At 72.6% G+C, this 15,499-nt stretch carries 15 protein-coding genes and 3 tRNA genes; 3 read left to right on the top strand and 15 right to left on the bottom strand.

Annotated elements, in window-relative coordinates:
• Nucleotides 1-16 precede the first annotated feature (16 nt).
• The 4 genes from AB0O48_RS28190 to leuC all read right to left on the bottom strand — a co-directional run bounded on the left by AB0O48_RS28190 (nt 17) and on the right by leuC (nt 5,068).
• Nucleotides 17-2,014, bottom strand: coding sequence for an endonuclease/exonuclease/phosphatase family protein (locus AB0O48_RS28190; protein WP_365069214.1), 1,998 nt, complete (start codon nt 2,012-2,014; stop codon nt 17-19).
• 141 nt (nt 2,015-2,155) lie between these two features.
• Nucleotides 2,156-2,848, bottom strand: a complete 693-nt coding sequence (locus tag AB0O48_RS28185; RefSeq protein WP_357572148.1) for an HU family DNA-binding protein — start codon at nt 2,846-2,848, stop codon at nt 2,156-2,158.
• A 172-nt stretch (nt 2,849-3,020) separates the two neighbouring features.
• Nucleotides 3,021-3,608 carry a 3-isopropylmalate dehydratase small subunit gene (gene leuD / locus AB0O48_RS28180; protein WP_357250557.1) on the bottom strand — a complete coding sequence of 196 codons (588 nt, stop codon included), beginning with the start codon at nt 3,606-3,608 and terminating at the stop codon, nt 3,021-3,023.
• A 14-nt stretch (nt 3,609-3,622) separates the two neighbouring features.
• Entirely contained in the window at nt 3,623-5,068 is a 1,446-nt protein-coding gene (leuC, locus tag AB0O48_RS28175; protein WP_365069213.1) for a 3-isopropylmalate dehydratase large subunit, read from the bottom strand.
• Between the two features lie 49 nt (nt 5,069-5,117).
• Between leuC and AB0O48_RS28170 the strand changes: the two genes are divergently transcribed.
• Nucleotides 5,118-5,804: an IclR family transcriptional regulator gene (locus AB0O48_RS28170; protein ID WP_110562481.1), complete on the top strand. Its 687-nt coding sequence runs from the start codon at nt 5,118-5,120 to the stop codon at nt 5,802-5,804.
• Between the two features lie 172 nt (nt 5,805-5,976).
• On the opposite strand, the gene AB0O48_RS28165 is transcribed toward AB0O48_RS28170, so the two are convergent.
• From AB0O48_RS28165 to AB0O48_RS28150, 4 genes are all read right to left on the bottom strand, one after another.
• A tRNA-Glu gene (locus AB0O48_RS28165) sits at nt 5,977-6,049 on the bottom strand.
• 151 nt (nt 6,050-6,200) lie between these two features.
• A tRNA-Glu gene (locus AB0O48_RS28160) sits at nt 6,201-6,273 on the bottom strand.
• Nucleotides 6,274-6,408: 135 nt separating this feature from the next.
• Nucleotides 6,409-6,480 (bottom strand) — tRNA-Gln (locus tag AB0O48_RS28155).
• 108 nt (nt 6,481-6,588) lie between these two features.
• Nucleotides 6,589-7,392, bottom strand: a complete 804-nt coding sequence (locus tag AB0O48_RS28150; RefSeq protein ID WP_357250563.1) for a fumarylacetoacetate hydrolase family protein — start codon at nt 7,390-7,392, stop codon at nt 6,589-6,591.
• 174 nt (nt 7,393-7,566) lie between these two features.
• On the opposite strand from AB0O48_RS28150, the gene AB0O48_RS28145 reads away from it, so the two are divergent.
• Nucleotides 7,567-9,090, top strand: coding sequence for a hypothetical protein (locus tag AB0O48_RS28145; protein ID WP_357572149.1), 1,524 nt, complete (start codon nt 7,567-7,569; stop codon nt 9,088-9,090).
• Between the two features lie 35 nt (nt 9,091-9,125).
• Complete coding sequence (locus tag AB0O48_RS28140) at nt 9,126-9,992, top strand: 3-methyladenine DNA glycosylase (RefSeq protein ID WP_365069212.1); 867 nt, start codon at nt 9,126-9,128, stop codon at nt 9,990-9,992.
• A gap of 30 nt (nt 9,993-10,022) precedes the next feature.
• Here AB0O48_RS28140 and arfB read toward each other — a convergent pair whose 3' ends face one another.
• The 7 genes from arfB to AB0O48_RS28105 form a co-directional block, all read right to left on the bottom strand.
• On the bottom strand, nt 10,023-10,448 hold the full coding sequence (arfB, locus tag AB0O48_RS28135; protein WP_357250581.1) for an alternative ribosome rescue aminoacyl-tRNA hydrolase ArfB: 426 nt from the start codon (nt 10,446-10,448) through the stop codon (nt 10,023-10,025).
• Nucleotides 10,449-10,482: 34 nt separating this feature from the next.
• Nucleotides 10,483-10,779 (bottom strand): hypothetical protein, encoded by a 297-nt coding sequence (locus AB0O48_RS28130; RefSeq protein WP_357250584.1) that lies wholly within the window; start codon nt 10,777-10,779, stop codon nt 10,483-10,485.
• A 96-nt stretch (nt 10,780-10,875) separates the two neighbouring features.
• The gene (locus AB0O48_RS28125; protein ID WP_357250587.1) at nt 10,876-11,730 is read right to left on the bottom strand and encodes a trypsin-like peptidase domain-containing protein; all 855 of its coding nucleotides are present in this window, start codon (nt 11,728-11,730) and stop codon (nt 10,876-10,878) included.
• Nucleotides 11,731-11,768: 38 nt separating this feature from the next.
• Nucleotides 11,769-12,728 (bottom strand): VWA domain-containing protein, encoded by a 960-nt coding sequence (locus AB0O48_RS28120; protein WP_357250590.1) that lies wholly within the window; start codon nt 12,726-12,728, stop codon nt 11,769-11,771.
• Nucleotides 12,725-13,726: a DUF58 domain-containing protein gene (locus tag AB0O48_RS28115; RefSeq protein ID WP_365069211.1), complete on the bottom strand. Its 1,002-nt coding sequence runs from the start codon at nt 13,724-13,726 to the stop codon at nt 12,725-12,727. The genes AB0O48_RS28120 and AB0O48_RS28115 overlap by 4 nt, the downstream gene beginning before the upstream one ends.
• Nucleotides 13,723-14,772, bottom strand: coding sequence for a MoxR family ATPase (locus tag AB0O48_RS28110; RefSeq protein WP_365069210.1), 1,050 nt, complete (start codon nt 14,770-14,772; stop codon nt 13,723-13,725). The genes AB0O48_RS28115 and AB0O48_RS28110 overlap by 4 nt, the downstream gene beginning before the upstream one ends.
• 212 nt (nt 14,773-14,984) lie before the next feature.
• On the bottom strand, nt 14,985-15,494 hold the full coding sequence (locus tag AB0O48_RS28105) for a hypothetical protein (RefSeq protein WP_357250598.1): 510 nt from the start codon (nt 15,492-15,494) through the stop codon (nt 14,985-14,987).
• Between the last annotated feature and the right edge of the window lie 5 nt (nt 15,495-15,499).

The raw sequence follows: 15,499 nt of genomic DNA, 5'->3' as shown, positions 1-15,499 counted from the left end.
CCACGCGGGCGCGCGGTCAGCGGGGTGGCAGGGTCAGGGTCACCGCCACCGGCAGGTGGTCGCTGGCTGTGCCGCGCGGTGCGACCGGGTTCGTCGCGGTGAGATCGGGCGAGACGAAGACGTGGTCGATCTGCTCGCGCGGATCGTCGGCGGGGCTCGTCGCCAGCGGTCGGGCCGACGCCAACGCGTCGACCAGACCGGCCGCCGTGAACTGCCCGAACGCCTCGTCGCCCGGCTCCGTGTTCAGGTCACCCGCCACCACCAGGGGCCGGCCGGCCGCGTACCCGGTGGCGAAGTCGGCGACCGCGCGGGCCTGGACCACCGGACCCCGCCCGGGTGGAGGTTGCAGGTGGGTGCTCACCACAGCGGTGCGGACGCCGTCACCGAGGTCAAGCGTGACGGCGAGCGCCTGCGCGCCGGTGGGCGCCCCGACGGCCGGCAGGGCGAGGGCCCGTGGATCGGTGACCGGCCAACGGCTGAGCACCGCGTCGCCCCAGACCGGGTCGGCGGCCGGCCCGAAGACGTACGACATGCCGAGCCGGTCGGCCAGCAGGTCCAGGGTGTCGTGCCCACCGTTGAGCAGCCAGGCCCGGTCCACCTCGCTGAGCAACACCACGTCCGGTCGTTGTCCGTCGACGGCCTCGGTGAGCCCGGCCAGGTCCAACCGGCCGTCCAGCCCGAAACCCATCCGGATGTTGTACGCCACCACGGTCAGCCGCTCCGGTGGACCCTCCCGATTGCTGGCGACCGGCACCTCGTCGGCGAGCACCGGCGCCAGCAGGGCCAGCGCGGTGACCGCGCCAGCGGCCCGGAGCGGCGGAAACGGTCCGGGGGTCGGGTCCGCCACGGGACGGGCGGCGAACGCGACCACGGCGACCAGCAGGGCCACCAGCACGGGCACCGAGGCGTTGGGGTAGCCGAGGTCGTAGGCGGAGTAGTACCCGACGGCACCCAGCGCGAAGACGAGCATGCCGGCGGCGACCGCGTACCCCCGACGAGCCGCCCACCGCCTGTCGACTCCCTCGTCGCCGGCACCGTCAGCCGGGGCGGCAGCAGCGAGACCGGCACCGTCCGCGAGACCGGCGCTGTCCGCCGTACCGGCGGCGGGGTCGCTCGTCGGGAGGCTGGCGTCGTCGGTGCGGGCGAGGCAGGCGCCGAGACCGACGGCGGCGAGGAGAATGGCGGGGAGGAGCAGGTCACCCTGGTCGAGGGCGAACAGCACGGCTCCAAACACCACCGCCACCGGTCCGTACACTCGGCTCCACCGCTGCGGTCGGGTCAACGCGGTGCACAGGAAGGCCGCCACCGCCACCGGCACCGGCGCCATGCCGAACAGCGGCGAGCGCGCCACCGCACCGCCGACCTGCAGGTACGACATTCCGGTCTCGGCCAGCGCCGGGGAGAGCGCCACCATTCCGGCCAGCAGCAGCGCCGGTCCGGCCAGCAGCCACGCCCGAACCCCACCGACGCCCGCCCGGCTGCCGGACCGCGCCGTACCGTCCCCGTTGCCGGACCGCGCCGCACCGAACAGGAACAGGGCCACCGCGACGGAGCTGAGCAGCCAGGCCACCCAGTCGCCCCGCCAGACCAGGTCGACGGTGTCCAGCACCGCGTGCAGGGCCGCGTTGACCGCGAACCCCAATGCCAGCCCCGGGACCGGGCGGTCGGTGTCGGCGGCGACGCCGACCAACCAGACGAGCCCGGCGAGCAGCCCGGCGGTGGCCAGCCAGAGCTGCGTACGCCCGCCGGGGGCGGCGCTGAGTGTGAGCCGGGCGACGGCGAGCGCGACGGCGGCGACGACCGTGACCGGGCGGGCGCCGACCCGGCGAACCACCGCGGGTGCGCCGAGCGCGAGCACGAACCAGCCGAGGGCGAACGCGCCCATCAGCTCGGCCGGGGTGGACGCCGCCTGACCGAAGATGGTGATGATGCCGGGCAGCCAGACGCGCAGCACGTCGATGAGGAGGATGACGCCCAGCGCGAGCGTCCCGGTGGTGACCTGGCGGTAGCGCACCGGCGCCCCATTTCGGTGTCGGCGGGGCCGGCGGAGGGGACCGGCACGGCGATTCTGCGTGAGCGCGCCGACCGGGTCAACGGCCCCCGTACGCCGAAAGGGCGTCCACCCGTGGGTGGACGCCCTTTCGGAGCTGGTCGGTCAGCGCTTGCTGGCCGCCTTCTTGGCCGGAGCCTTCTTCGCCGGCGCCTTCTTGGCCGCCGTGCTCTTGCTCGCCGTCGCGGTGGTCTTCTTCGCCGCGGTCGACTTGGTCGCCGCGGTGGTCTTCTTCGCCGCGGCGGTGGTCTTCTTGCTGGCGGCCGTCTTGGTCGCCGTGGTGGTCTTGCTCGCCTTGGCCGGGGCGGTCTTCTTGCTGGCGGCCGTCTTGGTCGCCGTGGTGGTCTTGCTCGCCTTGGCCGGGGCGGTCTTCTTGCTGGCGGCCGTCTTGGTCGCCGCGGTGGCCTTGGTGCCCGCCGCCTTGGTGCCTGTCGTCTTGGTGCCCGCCGCCTTGGTGCCGGCCGTCTTGGCCGTGGCGGTGGTGGTGGCGGCCTTCTTCGTCGCCACCGTGGCCTTCGGCACCTTGCCGCTAGCCACCATCTCCTTGAACCCGGCGCCGGGGCGGAAGGTCGGGACGGATGTCTTCTTGACCTTCACCGCCTCGCCGGTACGCGGGTTGCGCGCTGTTCGCGCACCACGCACACGCTTTTCGAACGCTCCGAATCCGGTGATCGCCACCTTCTCGCCCTTGGTGACCGCCGCCTGGACCTCGGTGAGGACCGCCTCTAGGGCGTTCGTCGCCGTCTTCCGGTCCCCCAGGCGAACGGCGAGCGCCTCGATGAGCTCGGCCTTGTTCACGACTTCCTCCCGATTGTGCAACTGACTCTTCGCGAGCCATTCTGCGCGCACGTTATGCCCTGTGCTGCCGGGACACAAACATTCGGTAGAAAAAAGCCCTTGTGTCGTAACGGATTCACCCCCACCGGTCGGACCGATGGGGGTGGAATCCGCTGTGCGGCCGGGCGTACGGCTATGCCACGGAGGGCAGGAACGGCAGTCGCCGGGCCTCGTACGAGTCGATGTCGGCGACGTTGCGGAGGGTGAGTCCAATGTCGTCGAGGCCTTCCAGCAGCCGCCAGCGGCTGAAGTCGTCAAGCGGGAACGACCAGTTGGCGTCCCCGGCGCGGAGCTGGCGGGCGGTGAGGTCGACGGTCACCGGGGTGGTCGGGTCCGACTCGATCAGGTCCCACAGCTCTTCGACGGCTTTCAATTCCAACTCGACCGGCAACAGACCTTCCTTGAGGGCGTTGCCGCGGAAGATGTCGCCGAAGCGCGGCGCCACCACCGCGCGGAAGCCCCAGTCCCGCAGTGCCCAGACGGCATGCTCCCGGGAGGAGCCGGTGCCGAACTCCGGGCCGGCGATCAGGATCGACGCGCCGGAATAGCGCTCATCGTTGAGAACGAATGTCGGATCTTCCCGCCACGCGCTGAACAACCCGTCGGCGAAGCCCGTTCGGGTCACCCGCTTGAGGTACACGGCAGGGATGATCTGATCGGTGTCCACGTTGGACCGCCGCAGCGGCACGGCCGTGCCGGTGTGGGTGGTGAACTTGTCCATCTCCTCGGTCCCTTCTACAGGTCGGCGGGGGCGGCCAGTCGGCCGGCCACGGCGGTGGCGGCGGCGACCGGCGGGGAGACCAGGTGGGTACGCCCACCCCGGCCCTGACGGCCCTCGAAGTTGCGGTTCGAGGTGGAGGCCGAGCGCTGGCCCGGCTTCAGCGTGTCGGGGTTCATGCCCAGGCACATGGAGCAGCCGGCGAACCGCCATTCGGCCCCGGCGTCCGCGAAGACCTTGTGCAGTCCCTCGGCCTCGGCGGCCTCCCGGACGGCTGCGGAACCGGGCACCACGAGCATCCGGACGCCGTCGGCGACCTGGTGGCCCCGCAGCACGTCGGCGGCGGCCCGCAGGTCCTCCAGGCGGCCGTTGGTGCAGGACCCCACGAAGACCACGTCGATGGGCAGCTCGCGCAGTGGGGTGCCGGGGCGCAGGTCCATGTATTCCAGGGCGCGGCGGGCTGCGGTGCGCTCCGAGTCGGTGAGGAAGTCCTCCGGGTCCGGCACCGGCGCGCTCAGCGGCGCCCCCTGCCCCGGGTTGGTGCCCCAGGTGACGAACGGGGTGATCCGGCTGGCGTCCAGGGTCACCTCGGCGTCGAAGCTCGCGCCCTCGTCGGTGGGCAGCGTCCGCCACCACGCCAGCGCCGCGTCCCAGTCCGCGCCCCGCGGCGCGTTCGGCCGACCCTTGAGGTACGCGAAGGTGGTCTCGTCCGGCGCGATCATGCCGGCCTTGGCGCCCCACTCGATGGACATGTTGGCGATGGTCATCCGCCCCTCCATGGAGAGGGCCTCGATCGCCTCGCCGCGGTACTCGACGATGTGCCCGCGCCCGCCACCGGTACCGACCTGGGTGATCAGCGCGAGCACCAGGTCCTTGGCGGTGACGCCCGGGGCCAGCCGCCCGGTGACGTTCACGGCCATTGTCTTCGGCCGGCTCTGCGGCAGCGTCTGGGTGGCCAGCACGTGCTCCACCTCGCTGGTGCCGATGCCGAAGGCCAGCGCGCCGAACGCGCCGTGGGTGGCGGTGTGCGAGTCACCGCAGACGATCGTCATGCCCGGCTGGGTGACACCGAGCTGGGGGCCGATCACGTGCACGATGCCCTGGTTGTCGTCGCCGAGCGGGTGCAACCGCACCCCGAACTCGGCGCAGTTGCGCCGCAACGTCTCGATCTGCGTACGCGACGTGGGGTCCTCGATGGTGAGCAGGTCACCACGGCGCAGGCGGAACGCCGGGTCGGCGTACCCGGTTGGGGTGTTGTGGTCCTCGGTCGCGAGGGTCAGGTCGGTACGACGCACCCGGCGACCGGCGAGCCGCAGCCCGTCGAACGCCTGCGGGCTGGTCACCTCGTGCAGCAGGTGCAGGTCGATGAAGAGCAGATCCGGCTCACCAGCGGCGGACCGTACGACGTGCGCGTCCCAGACCTTCTCGGCCAGGGTCCTCGGCTCAGGAGTGACTCCCACCATCTGGACATCCTAAATTCTGGGAGGTAAGTTTCGGCTTGTGGGACACAGTATGAGCGGTGTCGGCGTTCTCGACAAGGCGGTGGTCATCCTGGCCGCCTGCGTCGACGGCGCCAGCCTGGCCGAACTCGTTGATCGCACCAAGCTGCCCCGAGCCACCGCACATCGGCTGGCCCAGGCCCTGGAGATACACCGGATGCTGGTGCGGGACACCCAGGGCAGATGGCGCCCCGGCCCCCGCCTCGGCGAGCTGGCCAACGCCGCACCGGACGTTCTGCTGACCGCCGCCGAGCCGTTGCTGGCCGCGCTGCGCGACGCCACCGGCGAGAGCGCACAGCTCTACCTGCGCCGTGCCGACGAGCGGATCTGCGTGGCCGCGGCGGAGCGCGCCAGTGGCCTGCGGGACACCGTTCCGGTCGGCTCGGTGCTGCCGATGACGGCCGGCTCCGCGGCGCAGATCCTGCTCGCCTGGGAGCCGCCGGAGGCGGTGATGCCGCTACTGCCGCGCAGCAAGTTCACCGGCCGCACGCTCGCCGAGGTGCGCCGCCGTGGCTGGGCACAGAGCGTCGCCGAGCGGGAGGCCGGTGTGGCGAGCGTCTCCGCCCCGATCCGCGACCGCACCGGGAGGGTGATCGCCTCGGTGAGCATCTCCGGCCCGATCGAGCGCCTGGGCCGCCGCCCCGGCGAACGCCACGCCATGGCCGTAGTAAGAGCCGGCCAACGCCTATCCGGCCTCTAACCCCACCCCCCACCCCCACCCCCTCCCCACCCCACCCGCGGTGATCAAGAAGTTTGCGTCACGACACGCCGGAGCCGGTGACGCAAAGCTCTTGATCACCGAGGCATGGGGGGCGGGACAGGGTGGGTACGAGAAAGGCTCATCTCGCTCGAGCGAGATGAGCCTTTGGTTGTAGCCCCGACCGGATTCGAACCGGCGCTACCGCCTTGAGAGGGCGGCGTCCTGGGCCACTAGACGACGGGGCCAGAACTTTACCGTTCACCGCCCTCGCGGGCGGTACGGCTGTAGTCTAGCGGCACCGTCGCACCGGCATGATCGCGGGGTGCGGGGGCACAGCGGGCGGCGCGGAGAAACGAAACAGCCCGCCTCACCTGGTGAGACGGGCTGTGCACGATGTAGCCCCGACCGGATTCGAACCGGCGCTACCGCCTTGAGAGGGCGGCGTCCTGGGCCACTAGACGACGGGGCCAGAACTAACTCTTGCTCCCCCACCCTGACGGGCGGAGGAGCTGCACTCTACCGAAGACCACTCTCCGCCCCCGAAGGGACGGAGCCGAACTTCGTCAGAATCCAGCGTCTGGAACTCTCGCGAATTCCAGCAGCGCTGGGGTACCAGGACTCGAACCTAGACTAACTGAACCAGAATCAGTCGGGCTGCCAATTACCCCATACCCCATTGGCCCCTTGCGGTGCCGGGAGTGAACTTTACCCTCCCGGTGCCAGCAGGCCAAATCGGATCCCCCCGAAACGCGTGTGAGCTGCGAAAACGGGGGCATCCGACGGATCAGGCGACGGGGACCACCGGGTTGGTGAGCTCGCCGATGCCCTCGATCCGCACAGTGACCGTATCCCCCTCGACGAGCGGGCTAACCCCGGCCGGAGTGCCGGTGAGAACGACGTCGCCGGGCAGCAGGGTCATCACGTGCGAGATGTACGACACCAGACCCACCACGTCGAAGACCATGTCCTTCGTGCGGCCGAGTTGGCGTACCTCCATCTCCTCCGGGTTGCGACCGACCTCACACCGGATCTCCACGTCGGAGACGTCCAGTCCGGTGGTGATCCACGGGCCGATCGGGCAGAAGGAGTCGAAGCCCTTGGCCCGGGTCCACTGCCCGTCCGAACGCTGGAGGTCCCGAGCGGTGACGTCGTTGGCGCAGGTGTAGCCGAAGATGGCGCGTTCGGCGGCAGCCCGGTCGGCGCGACGCGCGCCGGGCGCCCCGATGACGACCGCCAACTCCGCCTCGTGCTCGACCTGCTTGGAGAAGATCGGCAGTCGGATGGCGTCCCGGGGGCCGATCACCGAGGTCGAGGGCTTGAGGAAGAGCAGCGGCTCCTTGGGCACGTCGTTGCCGAGTTCGGCGGCGTGGTCGGCGTAGTTGCGGCCGACGCAGACGACCTTGCTGGGCAGGATCGGCGAGAGCAGTCGGACGTCGGAGAGGGCCCAGCGGGCCCCACTGAAGGAGAGGTTGCCGAACGGGTGGCCCTCGATCTCGGCGATGGTCAGGCCCTGCGGCCCGGCCTCCGGTTCGCCTTCGACGGCTCCGAACGACATTCCCTTGGCATGGGCGAAACGAGCGATACGCACCCCGCCAATCTAGCCCCGCCACCCCCTCGACCGGCCAGGACCGGCCGTCGGGTGTGCGCAACCCGTCAGCGCGCGGCACCCTACCGGGGCTGAAGGTGACCGGGGTGGGGTTCGCGGCTTCGTACCCGCACGGAGGCAGCGCGCCCCTAGCGTCGGCTCCGGAGGTTCGTTCGTATGCCTGCATCGACACGACACCACAGAGCCCTCGCAGTGTTCGTACACTGCCTCGGCATCCTCGCCGCCGTGCCGGCCCTGCCGGCAGTGGCGCCGGAGGCCGCGCCGCGACCACCGGCCGCGACAGCCCGACCGGTGGACGCCACGTCGCGACCACCGGCCGCCACCGCACGACCGTCGGAAGCCACAGCCCGACCGCCGGACGCCACCGCACGGCCACCGGGCGGCGCGACCCGACCGAGCGCGGCGCCGACCGGGGTGCCGACGGCCGCGCCGGGGCGGACCACGCGACCACCGGTCGCGGTGGTCGCGCGGATGTCCGCCGAGCCCACCCCGCCGTCGGCGCCACCGGCGGTGGCGCCTCCGTCCCGGGCGCCCGCGTCGGCGCCGCCGCAGCAGGTCACGGTGGCCGTCGCGCCGGAGAGCAGCCCCGCACCGAAGTACCGGATCCAGGTGCGCAACGTGGGCAACGCGCCGGTGGACACCACCGTGCGGCAGGAGCTGCCGCCCGGGTCGTCGCCGACCGCGATCAGCGCCGGTGGCCGGTCCACCCAGGCGGGCGGGTCCAGCACCGAGGTGACCTGGCGGTTGAGACTGCCGGCACACAGCAGCGCCACGCTGGGCACCGCGCTCGCCACGACCGCGCCCGGCCGGCCACTGACCGCGCCGGCCTGCGCGTTCACGAGTGACGGCACCCGGCCGTACGACTGCGCCACGGCCACCTGGAACGCGGCGGCCGCCCCTGCGGCCGAGGTCACCGACGCGCCGCCGTGGCGCCGGTACCCGGTGCTGCTCGCCGGACTGGCGGTCCTGCTGCTGATCAGCGCCGCCCTGGTGTGGGTGTGGCGACGTCGGCGTGCGGGCCGGGTCACGGCCACCGCGCTCGCCAGCCGTAGCGGACCCGCCGACGGTGGTCGCGGAACGATCTACCCGCGACCGGCAGCTCCGAGTGCGACGCGGCGTCGGCGTACCCCGCCGGTCTGGTTGTTGGTGGGTGCGGCCGTGGCGGTGCTCGCCGGCGTCGTCGGCACCGCGGGCTGGACGGCGACCCGGCAGGTCTCGGCGATCGACACGCAGAAGCAGCCCACCAGCGGCGCGTGGACGGGGACCGGGGTAACCGGGCCGGTGGGGGTGCCCCTTCGCGAGTCGGCGTTCGAGTTCACCGTGTACCGGATGTCGTGCGGAGCGCCCGGCACCGCCGGGAAGGGCGACGGCGGAGGTGCCGCGCCGGCCAACGGCCGACGTTGCCAGGCCACCGTGGGTGTCCGCAACGTCACCGGGGACCACCAACCCTGGCACGGCCAACTGCAACGGGCGTACCTGCCCGGTGGGCGCTGGGTGAGCACCGACGAGTCGGCCACCCGGGCGGCCAACCTGGGTCGGGACATCTTCGCCGACCCGATGGCCGCGGGCAGTCGGACGGTGCTGCCGCTGGTCTTCACCGTCGACGGACGGGACCCGCCGCAGCAGCTGGAGCTGCGCAGTGGGGTGTTCTCCGCGGGTGTGCGGGTGCACATGCCCTGACCGGATGCGCGGGCGGCGGTCGTACCCTGGGGTGCGTGACCGCCGCCCTCGCTCCCGCCGTGCTCGACGCGGCGCAGTGGCAGGCCCGCCGGCGCGCCCACGAGGAGCGGGCGGACGTCTGGCTGACCCCGCACCTGGCCCGCCGGCGGCGTGGTGAGCGGCATCCGGTGGCCGACTTCCTGTTCACCTACTACTCGCACCGCCCGGCCCAGCTCCGTCGCTGGCACCCGGGCGCCGGGGTCGAGCTGCGCGATGCCGATCCGGCCGAGTTCGGCCCGGACTACCGCGCCACCACCGCCGGGGTCATTCTCGACACCGAGGGGGTACGCGCGCGGCGCGGCGACTCGGTCGCCTGGATCCGCTCCCTGCTGGCGGCCACCGCGGGGCGGGCGCCGCACTTCGGCTGCTTCGGGATGCACGAGTGGGCGATGGTCTACCGGCAGACCCGCGAGGAGGTGCGGCACAACGCCTGGCCGCTGCGGCTGACCCCGGAGCGGACCGCCGCCGTCGTCGAGGAGCGGGGCGTGCGGTGCAGCCACTTCGACGCGTTCCGGTTCTTCACGCCGCCGGCCCGGCCGTTGAACCTGCTCACCCCGACCCGGGAGACGCAGCACGCGCACGAACAGCCGGGCTGCCTGCACGCCAACATGGACCTGTACAAGTGGGCGTACAAGTTGTCGCCGCTGGTGCCCTCGGAGCTGGTCGCGGACTGCTTCGAGCTGGCCCGGGACATCCGCACGCTGGACATGCGGGCCAGCCCGTACGACCTGGCGGCGCTGGGTTACCCCGCGGTGCGGGTGGAGACTCCGGACGGTCGGGCGGAGTACGCGGCGGCGCAACGCGGGTTCGCCGAGCGGGCCGCCGTGCTGCGCGACCGGTTGCTCGTCGCCGTCCCGGACTAGCCGCCGTCCCGGACCGGTCGCCGTCCCGTTCTAGTCGCCGTCGGCGCGGCGGTCCCGCTTGCGCTGGGACTGGCGCTTCTTCTCGGCCAGCCGGCGTTCCTTGGCCCCACGGGACGGGCGGGTCGCCCGGCGGGGTGGCGGCGGAGGTGCGGCGGCCTCCCGCAGCAGCGCGGTCATGCGTTCGCGGGCCGCCTCCCGATTGGCCAGCTGGGCCCGGTGCTCACTGGCGGCGATCGTCAGCACCCCGTCGACCAGGCGGTTGGCCAGCCGGGCGAGTGCCCGTGTCCGCAGCCAATCGGGCACGGCCGGTGAGTTGGCCAGGTCGTAGCTCAGCTCGACCCGGGAGTCCGCGGTGTTCACACCCTGCCCACCCGGCCCCGACGAGCGGGAGAAGCGCTCCCGCAGCTCCCCGGCGGGAACGATCCACCGATCGGTCACCCGCAGTCCGTCGTCCACGCCCCGAGGCTAACCCGCGGCGACCCGCCAGGGGTCATCGGTGCGGGGTCTTGCTCTGCGTGGGCGACTGGCTGGGCGCCGGCCCCGCGGCCTCCTCGTCGGAGCCGACCGCCGCGTACGCCACCGCGCCGAAGAGCAGGAGCGCGATCACCCCGGCCTTCACGGCGACCCCACGGATCAGCGACCAGGCGCCTCGACGGGCGCCCGGCACCGACTTCCGGACCGTCTGGTAGTCGTTCCACCCGCGTCGTGCCCGGGCGTACGCCGACCCCACCGCACATCCGATGACCAGGCCCACCAGCAGGAGGACCGCGAGAAGAGGACGCTCCACCTCCGCCAGTATCCATACCGACAGTGATATTTCCATAGCCCGATGCGGTCCGGCCGGATATCCGACACTGGCCGCGCGAGCGGCTGTCCGGGCAGGTCAGCCGCCCTTACCGATGATCGTGTCGGCGGTCTGCTGCACCTGGTCGATCGGGATGGCGAAGCCGATGCCGATCGAGCCGCTCCCGTCGATGGTGGCGATGGCGGTGTTCACTCCGACCACCTCCCCGCGGGCGTTGACGAGCGGCCCTCCCGAGTTGCCGGGGTTGATGGACGCGTCGGTCTGCACCGCGCGGTGCCGGTTGTTGCCCAGCCGTACCTCGCGGTCCAAGGCGCTGACGATTCCCGCAGTGACGGTTCCGGCCAGGCCGAGTGGTGAGCCCACCGCGAGCACCGATTCACCGACCCGGGTCGCACCCGGTTTGGCCATCGGCAACGGGGTGAGACCGGCCGCCGCCGGCACCTTCAGCACCGCCAGGTCGCTGCGCGGCTCCCGGCCCACCACCTCGGCGGCGAACCGGCGGCCGTCGGGCAGCTCGACGGTCACCGGCCCGCCACCACCCTTGGCCAGGATGTGGTCGTTGGTGATCAGGTGCTGCTGGTCGTCCACCGCGAAGCCCGAGCCGGTCGCGGATCCGGCCGACGTGCCGCCGGCCAGCACCGACACCACCCCGGGCACGGTCTTTTCGGCTGCGGTGACCAGCTCGGCGGGCACCGGGGCGGCGGACGCGGCAGCCGGGCCGGGCGCCCCGTCCCGGGCGGCCACCACGCCCCCGGCGACGGCCCCCGAGACGGCGGAGAGCGCCACCACGGCCAGTGCGGCGAGCAGCCGTCGCGGCCTCCGCTCGCCCGGGTCGCGCTCGGGCGGGTCCCACCACCCGCGCCCGTCCGGGTCGAGTTGGGGTGAGACGAACCAGGGACCGCGTGGTTCGCCCAGTCCGGTCTGTACTGCCATGCGTACTCCTCACGGTCGACGGCGGTGGTGCGCGGCGGTCAGGGCAGGCGGGAGAACCAGCGCATCGATCCGGCGGCGGCGCCCATCGCGAACACCAGTCCGAGGCCGATGAACCGAGCCGAGACGTCCTGCCGCTCCGTGCGGTAACCGACCGAGCTGCCGATGTCGTCGTAGACGGCCCGCAGTTCGTCGGTGGTGCTGGCCTCGTGGAACATCCCGCCGGTCTCCTCGGCGACCTCCTTGAGGGTCTGCCCGTCGACCGGCACCTGGATGGGCCGTCCGCCTCGGTCGACGAACCCGGACGGTGTCCCGAAGGAGATGGCGTGCACCGGCACCTCCGCCGTCACCGCCTCCGCGGCCGCTTCCATCGGGTCCATTCCGGAGGTGTTGGCACCGTCGGAGAGCAGGATGATCCGGGCTGGTGGTGTCTCCTTCGCGGCCTCGCTGTCCAGGCTCTTGACCGCGCCGAGGGACGTGTTGATGGCCTCGCCGATCGCGGTGCCCTGCACGCCGGTGATTCCCTCGGCGAGCCGGCCGATCCCCTCGTCGAGGGCGTCGCGGTCGGTGCCGGGCGGCACCAGCACGGCCGCGCTGCCGGCGAACGCGACGAGACCCACGTTGAACTCGTCGGGCAGGCCCTCGACGAACCGCCGGGCCGCCTGTTTCGCCGCCGCCAACCGGTCCGGTTCCACGTCGGTGGCGAGCATCGACGTGGACACGTCCACCGCCACCATCACCGTGGCCCGTTCCCGCGGCACCTGGACCTCGGCGCTGGGGCGGGCGAACCCGACGACCAGCAGGGCCAGCATGGCCAGGAAGAGCCCGGCCGGTACGTGCCGACGCCAGGCGGGCCGCTCCGGCGCCACCCGGTCCAGCAGCCGCAGGTTGGTGAAGCGGACCGCGTACCGGCTGCGCCCGCGCTGCATCAGCAGGTACGCGCCGACGAGGGCGAGTACGCCGAGCAGCAGCCAGAGTCGCAGCGGCGACTGCCACGTCACGCGACACCTCCCCGTACCGGGGCGACGGGCGCGGTGGCCAGTCGACGCTGGGCGTGCACGTGCCGGACGATGTCCGCGCTCCAGTCCCCGTCGGTGCGCAGGGGCAGGTGGGTGGCACCGCTGCGGCGCAACGACTGGTGGATCTGGTCGCGCTGGGCGGCGGCGGCCTCGGCGTACCGCTCGCGCAGCCGGCGGTCCGATGTGCACACCTCGCGGCGACGGCCGGTCTCCGGGTCCATGAGCGTGATCAGGCCGACGTCCGGCAGCTCCAGCTCACGCGGGTCGGTGACCTCGATCGCCAGCACCTGGTGCCGGACGGCGAGCCGGCGCAGGGTGCGCTCCCACGGCGCTGGCTGGGCGGGGTCGTCGGGCAGGCCGTCGAGGAAGTCGGAGACCACCACGACCAGACCGCGCCGGTTGGCGATCCGGTGCAGCGCGTCGAGCCCGTCGGCCAGGTCCGGCGGCCTCCACCCCGGTCGGTCGCCGGGCGCGGTGGGTCGCGGGGCGGCGAGCAGCGTGCGCAGCAGGGTGAGCAGATGGGTACGTCCGCTGCGGGCCGGGAAGCGGCGTACCCCGTCGGCACGCAGCACCTGGGCGCCGAGGCGGTTGCCGACTCCCGCGGTCAGGAAACCGACCGCCGCGACCGCGGCCACCGCCAACTCCCGCTTGTCCAGCTCGGCGGTGCCGAACTCCATGCTGGCGCTGCCGTCGACGAGCAGCCAGGTGGTCAGTTCCCGGTCGGAGTCGATCTGGCGGACGTGCGGTACGCCGGTGCGGGCGGTCACCGCCCAGTCCATCCGGCGGACCTCGTCCTCGCCCGGTCGGTACTCGCGGCTGCCCGCGGGTTCACTGCCCGGCCCGGGCAGCAGGCCGCGGTACTGGCCGTGCAGCAGTCCGTTGAGCCGGCGCGTGACGGTCAGTTCCAGGCGACGGACCCGCTGGTCCGGGGCCAACTCGGCCAGGCCGGGGTCGGCCGGCGCGACGGTCGCTCGTCTCATGCCGCCGCCAGATCCGGCGTCTGCTGCGGGTGACCGGTGGCCAGCCGGGGCGGTGGCACCGCCTCGACCAGCCGCCGCACCAGGCTCTCCGCCGACACCCCGTCGGCCACCGCGTCGAAGGAGAGCACCAGCCGGTGGGCGAGGACGTCGACAGCCAGCTCACGGACGTCCTCGGGCAGCACGTACTCCCGTCCCCGCAGCAGGGCCTGTGCCCGGGCGGCGGCGACCAGGCCCAGGGTGGCTCGCGGGCTGGCGCCGTACGCCAACAGCGGGGCGATCTCGGGTAGCCCGAAGCGGCCCGGGTCACGGGTGGCGAGGATCAGCCGTACCACGTACTCGGCGAGCGCGTGGTGGACGAAGACCCGCTCGGCGTGGGCCTGGAGGTCCCGCAGTCGTTGCGCGTCGAGCACCGGGCGCGGGACCGGCCGGTCGGTGCTCATCCGGTAGAGGATGGCCAGCTCGTCGGCGTCGCTGGGGTAGTCGACCACCACCTTCATCAGGAACCGGTCGCGCTGCGCCTCCGGGAGTTGGTAGACCCCCTCGGACTCGATCGGGTTCTGGGTGGCCAGCACCAGGAACGGTTCCGGGACCGGCCAGCTGCGCCCGCCGATGGAGACCTGCCGTTCGGCCATGGCCTCGAGCAGCGCCGACTGCACCTTGGCCGGGGCACGGTTGATCTCGTCGGCCAGCACCAGGTTGGCCATGATCGGACCCAGTTCGATGTCGAAGGTCTCCTTGGAGGCCCGGTAGATCCGGGTGCCGACGATGTCGGAGGGGACCAGGTCCGGGGTGAACTGGATCCGGGAGAAGGTGCCGCCGACGACTGTGGCGAGGGTCTGCGCGGCCAGGGTCTTGGCCACCCCGGGTACGCCCTCCAGGAGGCAGTGCCCGTTGGCGATCAGTGCGGTGAGCAGGCGTTGGACGAGCCGATCCTGCCCGACGATCACGCGTTTGACCTCGAAGAGGGTCTGTTCCAGCTCGACGCCGGTCGGCTCGGGATCGACCGAGCTGGGCATGCTGGCCAGGGTGTCCGAGATGTCCGTCACGGTGCTTGCTTCCCGGGCCGGGGCCTCGGCAAACGTGGGATTGTGCGGCCCGGACCGGCCCGGAGTGGCCCGAACGGGGATGAGTCGCACGCAAGCGTGACGATCGGCGCGAGGCATCGCGAGAACGGCTGATCGACGCCGAGGGTCCGCGGCAGCGCCCGGGAAGCGAACGGCCCCCGCGCACGAAGCGCGGGGGCCGGGTCTCGATTCGATCAGGGCGTGTGGGTGTGCAGGGTGAAGCCCCGGTCGGCCGGCACTCCCGCCGAGTCGCGGGTCTGGATGAAGACCGCGTTGGGCGTGCCCAGCCGCCGAGCGACCGCGACCTCACCACCCGGCGGGATGCAGCAGGAGTCTTGCCGGGAGATGGTGGCCAGGAAGGCGCCGGGCGACACGTTGTAGCCGAACTGCACCTCGTACTCGCCGACGCCGTACTTGAGCACGGTGCCGGTGCCGCGCGCCTTGGTGCCGTTGGCGTTGACGACGGTGAACCAGCTGGCGGCCGCCATCGTGGTGACCCCGCCGGACTTCAGCGCGGCCTTCGCCGAGCGGGCGGATTCGGCGGTGACCGGCGGCTGGCTGTTCGTGTCCCGGGCCGTCGGCTTGGCGGCCGCCTGCGGCGCCTTCGCCGACGGCTGGGCGACGGCGATCCCCCCGCCGACCAGAGTGAGCGCCAGGACAGCGAACGTGACCGCTGCCGCCTTGCGTCGGAAGGATGTTTCCATGACAG

It is taken from the genome of Micromonospora sp. NPDC085948 (assembly GCF_040686315.1).
Lineage (GTDB): Bacteria > Actinomycetota > Actinomycetes > Mycobacteriales > Micromonosporaceae > Micromonospora.
The sequence above is the reverse complement of the archived record's forward strand: the minus strand, read 5'-3'. Positions and strand labels throughout refer to the sequence as shown.